Annotated in this window: 8 protein-coding genes; 7 read left to right on the forward strand and 1 reads right to left on the reverse strand. The window is 35.3% G+C overall.

Going from position 1 to position 13,650, the window contains the following annotated elements:
* Positions 1-6: 6 nt before the first annotated feature.
* The 5 genes from QWY87_RS09030 to QWY87_RS09050 all read left to right on the forward strand — a co-directional run bounded on the left by QWY87_RS09030 (position 7) and on the right by QWY87_RS09050 (position 5,697).
* Positions 7-1,902, forward strand: coding sequence for an adenylate/guanylate cyclase domain-containing protein (locus tag QWY87_RS09030; RefSeq protein WP_290290431.1), 1,896 nt, complete (start codon positions 7-9; stop codon positions 1,900-1,902).
* 32 nt (positions 1,903-1,934) lie between these two features.
* Complete coding sequence (locus QWY87_RS09035; protein WP_290290432.1) at positions 1,935-3,827, forward strand: adenylate/guanylate cyclase domain-containing protein; 1,893 nt, start codon at positions 1,935-1,937, stop codon at positions 3,825-3,827.
* Between the two features lie 71 nt (positions 3,828-3,898).
* A complete protein-coding gene (locus tag QWY87_RS09040; RefSeq protein WP_290290435.1) occupies positions 3,899-4,375 on the forward strand; it encodes a hypothetical protein in 477 nt (158 codons plus the stop codon).
* 222 nt (positions 4,376-4,597) lie between these two features.
* Positions 4,598-5,101: a Pycsar system effector family protein gene (locus QWY87_RS09045; protein ID WP_290290437.1), complete on the forward strand. Its 504-nt coding sequence runs from the start codon at positions 4,598-4,600 to the stop codon at positions 5,099-5,101.
* 14 nt (positions 5,102-5,115) lie between these two features.
* Positions 5,116-5,697, forward strand: a complete 582-nt coding sequence (locus QWY87_RS09050; protein WP_290290439.1) for an HD domain-containing protein — start codon at positions 5,116-5,118, stop codon at positions 5,695-5,697.
* Positions 5,698-5,881: 184 nt separating this feature from the next.
* On the opposite strand, the gene QWY87_RS09055 is transcribed toward QWY87_RS09050, so the two are convergent.
* Positions 5,882-8,794, reverse strand: a complete 2,913-nt coding sequence (locus QWY87_RS09055; RefSeq protein WP_290290440.1) for a helix-turn-helix and ligand-binding sensor domain-containing protein — start codon at positions 8,792-8,794, stop codon at positions 5,882-5,884.
* 248 nt (positions 8,795-9,042) lie between these two features.
* On the opposite strand from QWY87_RS09055, the gene QWY87_RS09060 reads away from it, so the two are divergent.
* Both QWY87_RS09060 and QWY87_RS09065 read left to right on the forward strand, forming a co-directional pair.
* Entirely contained in the window at positions 9,043-12,291 is a 3,249-nt protein-coding gene (locus tag QWY87_RS09060; RefSeq protein WP_290290441.1) for a carbohydrate-binding protein, read from the forward strand.
* Complete coding sequence (locus tag QWY87_RS09065) at positions 12,291-13,559, forward strand: fibronectin type III domain-containing protein (RefSeq protein WP_290290443.1); 1,269 nt, start codon at positions 12,291-12,293, stop codon at positions 13,557-13,559. Before QWY87_RS09060 ends, QWY87_RS09065 begins: the two co-directional genes overlap by 1 nt.
* Positions 13,560-13,650: the final 91 nt, after the last annotated feature.

The raw sequence follows: 13,650 nt of genomic DNA on the forward strand, positions 1-13,650 counted from the left end.
AGCCCGATGAATTACGAATATTTTAGCGTTAAAAACAAAACAGTCATGGTCATTACTATGGCTTTTTTTCTTACACTTTGTGCTTCAATTTTTGCTCAGAATCAAAACCCTACCGATAGTTTGGAAACGATAATAAGAGGCGGGAATTATGACGAAGCAAATAAATTAAATCTTTTAAAACAATTATCGGTACATCATCCCAATCCAGAAAAAAAACTAGCCTATGCTAACGAATTACTGACTCTCGCCATGGCTCTTGATTCGACTCTGTACATTTCTGCTGCATATCTTGAAAAAGGAAATGCTTTATTTCAAAAAGGAGATTTTTCCTTAGCCATTGATAGTTATTTAGAATATGGAAAAACTACTGGTTTCGAAGAAAGCAATGAGGAAATCGTTGTTATTTATGGAACAATGGCAATGTGTTACGAAGGCATGGGAGATTCAAAAATGGCAATTAAATATTACCAGAGAGCTATTAACATTCCTGAAATAGAAAAAGATACAATTCTTCTCGCAACCAACCTTGAAAATTTAGGTTATACCTACTTGGTCCTAAAACTGCCTGATTCAGCTTTAATTTATTTTAATAAATCAGGTTTATTATTTAAGGAAATCAATCATGAAATTGGATTAGCCTATAATTTAGCTAACAAAGGAGCAGCCTGGGCACAACTCAAAAATTTTGAAAAGGCAGAATTAAACATCCATAAATCCATTGAAACACTTGAAGAATATGGACATCATCGAGCTCTGTGCGATGTTTTAATAGAAAGTTCCGAAATCTATTTTCTGAATGAGAAATTTGATTTGGCTTCTGAATTTGCGAATAGAGGGCTTGATATCGCTAAGGCCAACAATTTTAAACCTCAAATAAGTGCTGCAAATCTTCAACTCTCTAAAATTTATGAAAAATTAGAGACTGATAATCAATCGCTGGATTTTTATAAGGATTATATCGTTTATAGAGATAGTATCCGTAACCCTAACTCGATTCAAGAAATTGCCAATATGCGAGCCGATTTTGAAGTCTCACTGAAACAGACAGAAGTTGACTTAAAACAATCAGAATTAGATTTAAATGAGGCGAAAGTGATCTTGCTAAACGAACAAAAATCCAACCAAAGGCTTCTTATTTTAACAATGGTTGTAATTCTGGGTATGACAGGTCTATACTATTGGAATATCCATAAGGAAAAACGAAAATCAGATGACTTACTACTTAATATTCTTCCTAAAAAAACGGCAGAAGAACTAAAAGAAAATGGAATGGTGAAGGCCAAAAAATTTGAATCAGTTACGATCATGTTTACCGATTTTCAAGCCTTTACTAAATATTCTCATACGCTTTCTCCCGAAGTTTTAGTACGAACCGTAGATTATTATTTCTCAAAATTTGATGAAATAATTGAAAAATACAGCCTTGAAAAGATCAAAACCATTGGTGATGCTTATATGTGTGCAGGAGGACTAAATTCTGAAAGCCCTGACCATCATTTAAAAATTGTAAAAGCCGCCTTTGAAATCTCTGAATTCATTAAAGAATCAAAATTCTCAGATTTAGGTGAAATGGCTCATTTTGATATTCGCATAGGTATTAATACGGGCCCTGTGGTGGCCGGTGTAGTAGGGAAAAAGAAATTTGCCTATGATATTTGGGGAGATTCAGTGAATGTAGCTTCCCGAATGGAATCGAATTCTCAAGCAGGAAGAATCAATGTTTCTGAAAACACCTATCAGCTCATCAAAAATGAGTTTCACTGTGAATACCGAGGCGAAATCGAAGTAAAAAATAAAGGCCTGATGAAGATGTACTTCGTTGAAAGCAGCAAAGTAACATCAGTTATAAATGACACACAAATAAAACCCAAATCGATTAAAAAAACAACCATACCTATATAAACAAATAGTAACGCTACAGAAACCCCCACTTAATGAAGCCTATAAATTCCTCTTCTATTCAACTGAAAAAAATCTGGATCAGTTTTGGTCTTGCCTTTTTTTTAATTGTAGGAATCTATGGTCAAAATCTAAAGCGAACTGACAGTCTCAAACTCAAGATCAACCTTGGGATGGTACAAGAAAAAGACCAATTAAAAACACTTCAATTATTGATTGAGACCTACCATGATCCTGATTATAAAATCAAATACAGTGATAAGCTTATTAAAGTAGCTTCTCGAATGGACTCAATAGATTATTTGTTCATTGGTTATTTATTTAAAGGAGATGCATTACAGAGTAAAGGAAATTATAAACTAGCCTTGGAGAATTATAACCTTGCGGCACAAATAGCTACAAATGGGAATAATAAGAGTAATCTTGCTATGACCTATAGTTCGATTGGAACCCTATATGCTTCTTTAGCCAATAATAAGAACACGCTTGATTATTATAAAAAATCTTTAGCGCTTTTTAAAGTGATTCCTGACTCTGTAAATTATGCCTTCACGCTGCAAAAAATTGGAGATCATTATATAAAAAATAAAAAACCTGATTCTGCATTGGTTTTTTTAATAGAATCCGGGCAAATATTCAGAACCTTGGAAAATGATAAAGGAATTGGAAATAATTTTGGTTTAATCGGTATGGTTTATGCCCAAAAAGGGAAACCAGAATTTGCTGAAAATTACATACAAAAAGCGACAGAAATTCTTACTTTAAACAATGACTATCAAGGACTCGCCACCTATTTGTTATGCATGGGTTCTATCTATCTTGAAAAGGGAGATTTTGAAGCCGCTGATAATTTTTCTAGGAAAGGTCTAAACCTTGCCACAACATATGGTTTAAAAGAACAGATCAGTCATGCCTATTTACAACTATCTGACATCCAAAAAGCAAACGGAAATCCTGATGAAGCTTTAGTTTTATATAAGAACCATGTTACTTATAAAGATAGTCTTCATAATCATGAAACTATTCAACAAATGGCCGATACCCGCTCCGAATTCGAGATTGCCATGAAACAGAGAGAAATAGATGGTCTAAATAATCAAAAAGCAAATCAGAAAATAATGGTAATTGCCATTGTCATCGCGCTTTTTCTTATGAGCCTTCTGGCAATTGGCTTATTTCATAGATTCAGATTTATTCAAAAAACAAATTTGATCATAGAAAAAGAAATGAACAGGTCTGATCATTTACTATATAACATCCTTCCTTTAGAGACAGCACAAGAGCTAAAGGAATGTGGTAAAGTGAAGGCAAAAAAATTCGAATCCGTGACCGTGCTATTCACTGATTTTAAGGAATTCACACTTCACTCTGAGCATCTTAGCCCTGAGAAACTGGTAGCTAGTGTAAATTTTTATTTTTCAAAGTTTGATGAAATCATTGGCAAGTATGGTCTTGAAAAAATTAAAACTATTGGTGATTCTTATATGTGTGCCGGCGGCCTTCCCTTTCCTTGTCACAACCATCCTGTCAAAATAGTTCTTGCTGCTTTTGAAATTGTAGAATTCATGGAGGAGGTGAAACTTTCTAAGAAACATGATTTTGCCCATTTTGACATCCGAATAGGAGTGAATACTGGCCCGGTTGTGGCCGGAGTAGTTGGAAGTAAAAAATTTGCCTATGATATATGGGGCGACGCTGTTAATATAGCTTCGCGTATGGAGACGAATTGTGAATCTGGTAAAATTAATGTTTCTGAAAACACTTATGAAAAAATTAACGAAAACTTTGATTGTGAGTACAGAGGAGAAATTCAAGCTAAAAACAAAGGTAGATTGAAGATGTATTATGCTCATACTATAAAGAATAAAAATATCATTACCAATCAATTTTCTGTAAAAGAGAATGAACAAAAACATGTTCTATTCTGATTTAAATTGAATATTTCTAGTTTATTTTAGAAAATAAAATAAATTTGTGTTTGAAACAAACTTTGAAGTCAATGAGAAAATACTTGATTATCGTGATTGCAGCCCTTGTTTTATATAGCTGTAACACTAAAAATTCAACTGCTGTAGGTGATACAGAAATCTATTTAAAAGTGATTAAAGATATTACCCCTGACGCAAATATTAGAGATTGTATCGAATTTTCGGATAACAGAGGAAGTGCACATTCTTTGCCAAGTTTCCCTGAATATTTTATGACAAGAGTCAACGCCGGGAAAAAAGTAACTTGGATGAGCTCTCCTGACTCTGATCCTAAGATTCTCATTTTAGAAGTTAATTTTAAACCTAACAAAGTCAGTACTCCTATTTTAATAGATGGCTATATAAAAGGTGAAAACGGCATAGCAACTTCTATAGTAAAGAAAAAAGGTGAGGTGAAAAATCTCAGCAATGAATTTTATAACATTACATTTTCCATAAATAATAAGGTATATACAATTGACCCAATTCTCCAATTTCACGCAGAATAAAGCCTCCTCGAAACAAATAAAATTGATCTTCATCAATTGTATACTGTATTTTTAAATTATTTATGTTGCCAATAAAATGATAGAATATCCGTTAAAATAAGGGAATAACGACGATTTAGTGAACTAAGAATTTGAAATAATTATGAGTCTAATGTCTAAAAAAGGAAAATTAATTGATTTACATTAACTTTATGAAAATTAAATCATTAAAAATCAGTTGACATGAGACAAGACCCAAATAATTATTGGGAGCAGTTGGAAAGGTTAGAAAAGCTGATCAGAGCCTCAGAACTAAAGGCCGGAATCATTTTTTCTTTTCACAGTCTTATCATTGGTCTGTTTATTGATCGGATAGGACAATTTCAACCAGTAATTCAATCAAGTAAGGTATTTGTGGTGCTGGCCTTTTTATGGATGGCCTGTGTTTTGGTTTCAATTTTTTATTGTTTTAAATGCTTTAAACCACAAATTGAATTAAAATATGATAAAAATGTATTTTTCTTTCGTGATGCTGTTTATGGATTCGGCGACGTAGATGCATTTACAAAAAAAATTATGGAAGTATGTTCAGGTGAAGAAATTTATGAACAATTGAGCCAACAGATTCACATTGAAAGCAAGATCATCGATCAAAAATTCATTTGTGTTCAGAAATCTATTAAGTTTTTTGGTTTGAGCTTTATTTTTGTCATACTTTCTCTTGCATTTTGGATAATTACGATTTAATATAGTTTATTGCCATGAAAGGATATTACAAACTTCGAAGTACCATTATTGACATTTTGAATTCAAAATTGTCAAAGGATCTTCATTACCATGGAGTTCATCATACATTAGATGCACTGAAGACATGTAAGGTGTATTTAAGACATAACCAGGTCAACACACACGACGCCAAATTATTGCGATTAGGCGTCTTACTACATGACATTGGATTCACAGAAACTACGCATGAACACGAACAGAAAGGTTCAGAGATTGCTAAGAGAATGCTTACGGATTATGATTTTCCAACTGAAGATATTGACGTAATAGTTGGTCTTATTTTAACCACTAAGGTTCCACAAAATCCTAAAACATTATTAGAAAAAATAATTTGCGATGTTGATCTTGATTATTTAGGAAGATCAGATTTTTATGAAATCAGCGGTCAATTGTTTAGAGAATTAAAAGCCCTTTCTATCATCAATAACATGGATGAATGGAACAAAATACAAATCAAATTCTTAGAAGCCCACACTTATCATACAGATTTTGCTATCAAGAACAGACAGCCTCATAAGGAGCTGCGAATTAAGGAATTAAAGCAACTTGTTGGCTGATCATATTGATTTCAATCAATTATCTGAAAAATATTTTAAATTTTATGTTGACCTTTTGCTTTCTCAATCATAAAATAGAACCCCTCAATATTTTGACTTAATGTTTGTTTACATGCCTTTGATTCAAGTGTCAAAGGCTTTTTTTATTCCCAATGGTGGTCCTCACTTAAGATAATTTTTATTTCTATGTCTGATTCTCTTCCAAGACACTCTCAATCATGCTCAAACTGTCAAGATAGTTTTTAAAATTCTTCTCCTGAACATCTAATTTTTTTCTAACCCTATATCGAGCTGTTTCCACTCCCCTGGCTGAAATATTGAGAAGTGGAGCAATCTCTTTATTTGATAGATCCATCTTAACAAAAGCACAAATTCTAAGTTCTCTTTTAGTTAATTCAGGACTGACGTCCAGTAATCTATTAAAAAAGTCACCATGAACGCGTTCAAAATTAACATCAAAAACTTCCATGTATTCCTCTCCAATTCTGTGATGTCTAATGGTAGACAAAATGCTTATGATCCTTTTACGATCATTAGATTGCTTCATTGATTTACTGAATAATTTCAACTCTTCATAAATACTGGAAATTATTTCCTTTTTCTTCACCAGAAGCATAGTGTAGTTTGCCAATTCTTTTTGCTGGGCCAGTAAATCCTCTTCAAGCTTGTTTTTTTGTTCTTCAATCTGATGACTTTCTTGTTTTAGCTTTAACTGCTCTATTTCAAGTTGTAACAGTCTTTTTGCCCTTAAGGCAATATCTTTTTCTTTTTGAATCTTATCTTTTACCGATTTATGAATGACTATGTAGAGTACAGTTACAATCAATATAATCAAAACAAATAAAGAGAACTTAGCCCATTCAGTTTCATGCCAGGCTTTTGGTATCTCAAACGCATATGTTTTTTCGTCTCCATCCTCACCTATCATATTTCTGGCCCGAACTTTAAGTTGATAAGCTCCCGGCTCAAGGAATGTATATTCTTTATAATTATTCTCAGACCATTCTGACCAATCATTATCGATACCTACTAGCTGATACTGGTATTGTTTTTTTTCAGACACTGACATTCCTGGCACTGCAAATTCAAATCTTAATACTCCAATCTTTCTTGGCAAGATAGCTGCCCCATCCAATGGCAGATCAATCCAACCCTTCAAGTTATCAGAATAATAGCTGGCACTTGAAATAAATGTTTTATAGATTTTTGGATCATCTTCTGTTTTAGTTTGATATAAGTACAGACCATCATTTGCTCCAATTAACACCTTTTTATTTTTTATCGGAATAAAGCTCTCCATACTCCTGTTCAATTTCCCCTTGATATTTAAAAACAAACTTTTATACAATTCTTCGTTTTTATCATTTTCAAAATATCCAAATTCATCATTCTGAACGAACCAGGTTCTATCTCCTTCTTTCTCGATTTTAGTAGTGTTAAATTCTGGGTCAAGAATTTTATTCAAAGGCTCGAATGGAACAAAGATTCCCTCTGATTCATTAAATGTAAATATGCCTGTATTTGTAGTAAATATAATTTCATTATCATATCGAGTGACATTGACATTAAATGGTGACTTCAGACCATTTTTATCTGTGAAATGCTCTATGGAATATGCCCGATCAAAACCTGCTTCCAACTTTAACCTGAAGACACCTTTATATCCATGGCAAATCCAGAAAGTATTCGGGCTATCACCCTCAATAATATCCCTACTAGATTCATCAAAACCACTGATCTTATTTCCTAATGACCAGACACCCTTTTCGTTATTTAACAAGTATAGGCCACTATAACTGGCGGCAAGAAATTTATCAGAAGTATTTGAAATAGGCAGAATCTTCCAAAAAGAATCCTGTACGTTCAAACTTGTTAATTTTCCTTGCTCCAATAAAAAGAGCCCATTATGGCCACTTACAAATATTTGGTCTTTAAACTTCTGGACAGACCAAACTTGACCTTCAAGTCCCTGAATCTTTGAAAACCTTGGATTATAATTATAATCACTACTTAAATCAAATGCCGAATAGTATGCTCCTGTGCTTGTAGCCAGATATATTTTCTCCTGATCAAGCAAGATGTCATATACCGGAGCCTTGTTAAATAAATGAAAGTCAGGCATATCAAATTCAAGAAAGGAAAGCCCATTATTTTTCAGAATCCATAAATTATTACCAGAAACATGAAAATTGACAAAGGATGCATTCACCATTTCAGAAAATCCCTGATGATTCATTATTAACTCACCAGCTTCATTGAACACATGTACTGCGGAACTTCTGGTTCCCAGCAGGTAGGAATCTTTAAATTTTATTGCAGAAAATATCTCATCCTCGCCTTCGTCAAAAATTGATTTCCAAATAATAGCTTCTTTTTTCTGTAAATCAACTTTATAAATATTACCTGATTTTGTTGGAGCGTAAAAAGTGTTCTCATCCTTAGAGGGTAAGAATGCGCTTATTCCATTTAAATCAACAGGATTTCGATGTAATACTGGGTCTAAGCCCTTCTTTTCAGCATTAAACCTCATTAAGCCTATTCCGTAATCCATGGCAAAAAACTCTCCATTAACAAGTCCTGAAAAGCTGAAAAAATTCTTTGGCCTTATACTTGTAAGCCCCTTATCCGATACCAACAATAAAGCACCAAAAGATCTGAATAGCAAGACATCATTAAAAGAATGTGCCTGCCATAAATATTCAAAATTAAGTTCTTGCAGTTTATATTTGTCTTTTAAAGACTCGAAGACATAGTTTCCCAGGGAATCCTTCTTAACCTGACCAAGTTCATTATAACCACCTGCATAAATCTCTCCTTTATTTGATTTTACCAGGCTCGTTGCTGCAGAATTATTTGGAAGAACTACTTTTTGCCACCTTTCACCATCATAAATAAGGACACCGTCATTGTTTCCAAAATACAACATCCCATCTTCCCCCTCAACCATATCATAAAACTGTTCATTGGCCTTGAAATCTAATCCTGAAAAATTAGTGAGTCTTGGGGTGAAATGGAGATCATCACCATTCAAAGTTTGGGTTTGTACAGTACCCAAGGCAATGAAAAATAAGAAAAAGAGCGAGCTATAATATTTCATTTTAAAGACTTTTAAAGCTTGGTATTTATCGCAGAATTATCCACCAACCTATTACTTCACATGATTAAAAGTAAGAAATATTGCTGTTAAAACTCATAATTTAACTAATTGAAATTCATACATTTATGTGTTTTGACGTAGTGTTGACGTAAGAAAGATGTCAGATGACGTAGATTTAGTGTAGCCTATTCTATCCACTTATCTCAAACGAAGCATAAATTTGAAATGGACAAATAATTATTTTACTTATGAAAAGAAAACTACTATTGTTGATCATGGTTTTAACCAGTGGATTCATCTGGAGTCAGAACCTCAAAACAGAAGGAAAAAAAATTGTGGACGGAAATGGCAATGAAGTCATTCTAAAAGGTGCCGGGCTTGGCGGCTGGATGCTTATGGAAGGCTATATGATGCAGTCTTCAGATGTGGCCGATACCCAACATGAATTTCGTGAAAGACTCGAAGACTTAATTGGCAAAACAAAAACCGATGAATTTTTCGACACCTGGCTGCAAAATCATGTTACAAAACAAGACATTGATTCTTTAGCAAAATGGGGATTCAACAGTGTCAGACTTCCGATGCATTATAATTTATTCACACTTCCAATAGAAGATGAACCCGTTGCAGGACAAAACACTTTCATTGACAAAGGATTCAATATGGTCGATGAATTATTGAACTGGTGTGAAGCAAATAATATGTATTTGATCCTTGACTTACATGCGGCACCAGGCGGGCAGGGTGCTAATGCGGCCATTTCAGATTATGACACGGATAAACCATCACTTTGGGAAAGTGAAGAAAATCGAGCTAAAACGGTTGCTCTTTGGGCTAAACTTGCCGAACGATATAAGGACGAACCCTGGATGGGAGGATATGATCTTCTAAACGAAGTGAACTGGAACCTCCCCGGCGGAACCATGTTAAGAACACTCTATGAGGAAATTACTACAGAAATCAGAAAAGTTGATACCAAACATATCATTTTTATTGAAGGAAACTGGTTCGCTAATGATTTCACTGGTCTTACACCAGCCTGGGACAACAACATGGTCTATAGCTTTCATAAATATTGGTCATTCAATGATCAGGCATCCATCCAATGGGTGCTCGATTTAAGAGAAGCACAAAATGTTCCTCTTTGGATGGGAGAAGCTGGAGAAAATTCAAATACCTGGTTTCAGGAAGCCATTTCTCTTTTTGAAAAGAATGGTATCGGATGGTCATGGTGGCCGATGAAACGCATTGAAACTACTGTTAGCCCTTATTCCATTGTATTTTCAGATGGTTATAAAAACATTTTAGAGTATTGGAGAGGCAATGTGGCTAAACCTTCAGAAGCTGAGGCCTATGCCGCTATGATGGAGTTAGCCAACAATACAGCAAGTAATAAATGCAGTTACCATAAAGACGTGCAAGATGCCCAAATCAGGCAAATTACTACTGACGAGACCAAACCTTACAGTTTGCAAAAAATTCCAGGCACCATTCATTTGTCAGATTATGACCTGGGGAAAAATAATTTTGCTTACTATGATATCGATGCAGCAAATTACCAACTCTCTACCAACCAGTTTCAAGCTTGGAATTCGGGTTGGACCTATCGTAACGATGGCGTTGATATAGAAAAAAATACAGATGACTTCAACAGTAATGGGTACCATGTTGGTTTTACCAATAAGGGGGAATGGATCAATTACACTGTTCAGATCTTAGAGTCAGGAGTATACAAATTAGAGGCCAGAATAGCCGGTGAAAATGCTGGAGGTCAATTTCATATTTCCTTGAACCAAGAAGCCATTACCACAACTCAAACTACTGAAGCCACAGGAGGATGGAGTACTTTTGCAACACATACAATCAATGATATTGCTTTGGAAGCGGGCACCCAGGTGATCACTTTGAATTTTGTTGGAGATGTTTCTTTCAATATATCCAGTATCACTTTTAGCAAAACCGGTGATGCCGGCTCTTTAGATGCCACCGCCTTAAATGGTGAACTTGGTATTGATGAGTCAAGCATTGAAGTGACCATAAATCAAGATATTTTAGCATCCTCTTTAACGGATTCAAAAGATAGCTTTAGCGTCACTGTCAATGGAATTGCTCAGCCAATTTCTGCAATTAGTCTTGCAGATGCAAAGAAAAGAACCATCCTATTAGATGTTGACCGATCATTTCTTTCCAGCGATGAGATAAAAGTAAGTTATGATGGCACTACAGTAAGCACCATTTCAGGGAAAAAGCTAACTGCATTCAGCGAGTTGCTTATCAGCAACAGCCTGCCTGTTCGTTCTATTCTCCCAGGAAAAATTCAAGCAGAGAATTTTAGTGAAATGTCAGGTCTCCAGACCGAAGACACAAGCGATGACGGAGGTGGTAAGAACTTAGGGTATACGGATTCAGGTGATTATGCAGACTATTTGGTCAATATAGAAGAGAAAGGAAACTTTATTTTTATTGCAAGAGTCGCCAGTGAATCCACTGCCGGAAAAATCGGGATTTATATTTTGGGAGCAGATGATAGTGAAACTGAATTGCTCAGCCTGGATCTACCTATAACGGGTGGATGGCAACAATGGGAAAATGCAACAAGTAGCATTACACTTACAAAAGGTCTCCAAACCCTAAGAATGAAAGTACTTAAGGGAGGCTTTAACATGAATTGGATGGAAATTGCAGGTGCCGATGCTGATCAGGATGGTGTTCCTGATGCAGAAGATGAGTGTCCAAATAGTAATCTTGGTGCAGTAGTCAATGAAAAAGGATGTGAAGTGTTCTCTATTGGTTTAGACAATTTTACGATAAAAGTTGAAAGCGAAACCTGTCAGGCCAACAATAACGGTAAAATCACTGTTTCAGCTAACAAATCGTTTGCTTATACAGCGGATTTATCCGGAAAAGCTATTGCTTCAAAAGCATTTAGTACAGAAACTGAATTTACTGATCTGGAAGCCGGAAGTTATACGATTTGTTTCAAAGCAGCCGAAGATGATGAATTTGAACAGTGCTTTACGGTTCAGGTTACAGAACCTGAAACACTTCAAGTCAATTCAAGTGTGAACCCTGAAAACGCTGTTTTAACTTTAAAACTATCAGGTTCTAAAACGTATCTGATCGACCTAAATGGTAAAGAATTTCAGACAAGTGAATCTACATTTCAGATTCCTCTGAGCCAATCGATCAATCATCTTTCAGTCAAAACCGATTTGAATTGCCAAGGAGCCTTCAAGGAACTGATTCAACTCGAACCTAGCCCTGTAGTTTATCCTAACCCGGTAAATGGAAATTATTTATACATATCTCATGGGGCAACGCAAGATTCAGACCTCGAAATATACATTTATGATGTCGCAGGCAAAATGGTCAAAAGAAGCTCAAAAAAAGCAGGAAAAGCAAATTCTTCTATTGACGTATCAGCACTTTCATCAGGCTTATTTATCATGAAAATCGTTCAAAATAACAAAATATTTAACTACAAAATTTTAAAATAATGAAAGCATTATCGTATTTAACATTTGGCGTATTGCTACTCTCAATGGGGTTTAGTTGCGGAGAAGACGCTGATCCAATAATCATTACACCAGGAAAAGCCAGTTTAACATTTCCTGAAAACAACAAGGATTGTAACGAAGGAAGCATCGTTTCTGATACCGAAAGTGAAGTTACTTTTCGTTGGACAGCATCTGCTAATGCTGATTCCTATACCCTTCAAATTACAAATATGGATTCTGGTTCAAAACAATCCATTAACAGCAATTCAACTGAAGCCAAGGTATCTATTTTAAGAGCCACTCCATTTTCATGGATGGTTATCGCTAAGAACAACAGTTCATCAGTGACAACTCAAAGTGATACCTGGGCCTTTTACAATGCCGGCCCTCCTGGAGAGAACCATGTTCCTTATCCTGCAACAGTTGTAAGCCCTGGTTTGGGATCTGAGGTCAATGAAGGTACTGTAAGCCTGGAATGGTCTGGAAGTGATCTTGACAATGATATAGCTTCTTACGAAGTTTATATGGATCAGGTGAATCCTCCTACAACCATGGTAGGAACTTCATCCACAAACAAACTGGATGTTTCTGTAAGCAAAGATATTCAATATTTCTGGCAGGTTATCAGTATCGATGCCATCGGTAATAAATCAACTTCTGAAGTCTTCAATTTCTCTGGAAAAGAAGGAGTACCGGTTGAACCTTCTGCAAATCTAGTTCAGGATGGTGAGATGAATGATACAGGGAAATGGAGCTATAAACAATTATGGACCGGAAGTGGCCAAGATGTGGAGCATGGCTTTGATAATGGAGAATTCAAATTCATTGGTACTGCTGAAGTTCAGCAAACGAATGCCATTATTTGGCAGGAAATTGCAGTAGAAAAGGGCAAGACCTATAAATTTAGTGCTAAGATCAGGAGCGAAGGCAGCACTAGTAGCTGGTTAGAAGTATATTTTGGAAAACAATCAGTTGAAGCAGCTGGAGATGATTATACAGATGGAGGTGCAGAAGTGTTTGTGAAAAGTTTTGGCGATAATGAAAACTGCGGTGTTGATGCCTATAATGGAGAGATATTAGAAGTGGCCTCAGGAGGCTGCCCGCTACCTGAAGATTCATTGTTAGATGCCAATGGAAACGTGACTTTTTCAGAAGGAGATCTAACTAGTAACGGAACTATTTTTTTAGCGATCAAAGCAGGAAACTGGGACGGTAATTTTGGTACTGGTATCTTTGTTGACAACGTTGTATTAAAAGAAGTTGAATAGGTCAACATCCTAAAAAAAGCACATAACAAAGGCCGTGTCATACGCACGGCTTTTGTTTTTATGCGCCTTGTTGATCGTCATTGGATTAATC

The organism is Lutimonas halocynthiae (genome assembly GCF_030409835.1).
Classification (GTDB): domain Bacteria; phylum Bacteroidota; class Bacteroidia; order Flavobacteriales; family Flavobacteriaceae; genus Lutimonas; species Lutimonas halocynthiae.

Bases quoted from the DNA above. Each gene is read 5' to 3' on its own strand.
- QWY87_RS09030 (WP_290290431.1), top strand. From the start codon at position 7: ATGAATTACGAATATTTTAGCGTTAAAAACAAAACAGTCATGGTCATT.
- QWY87_RS09035 (WP_290290432.1), top strand. From the start codon at position 1,935: ATGAAGCCTATAAATTCCTCTTCTATTCAACTGAAAAAAATCTGGATC.
- QWY87_RS09040 (WP_290290435.1), top strand. From the start codon at position 3,899: ATGAGAAAATACTTGATTATCGTGATTGCAGCCCTTGTTTTATATAGC.
- QWY87_RS09045 (WP_290290437.1), top strand. From the start codon at position 4,598: ATGAGACAAGACCCAAATAATTATTGGGAGCAGTTGGAAAGGTTAGAA.
- QWY87_RS09050 (WP_290290439.1), top strand. From the start codon at position 5,116: ATGAAAGGATATTACAAACTTCGAAGTACCATTATTGACATTTTGAAT.
- QWY87_RS09055 (WP_290290440.1), bottom strand. From the start codon at position 8,794: ATGAAATATTATAGCTCGCTCTTTTTCTTATTTTTCATTGCCTTGGGT.
- QWY87_RS09060 (WP_290290441.1), top strand. From the start codon at position 9,043: ATGAAAAGAAAACTACTATTGTTGATCATGGTTTTAACCAGTGGATTC.
- QWY87_RS09065 (WP_290290443.1), top strand. From the start codon at position 12,291: ATGAAAGCATTATCGTATTTAACATTTGGCGTATTGCTACTCTCAATG.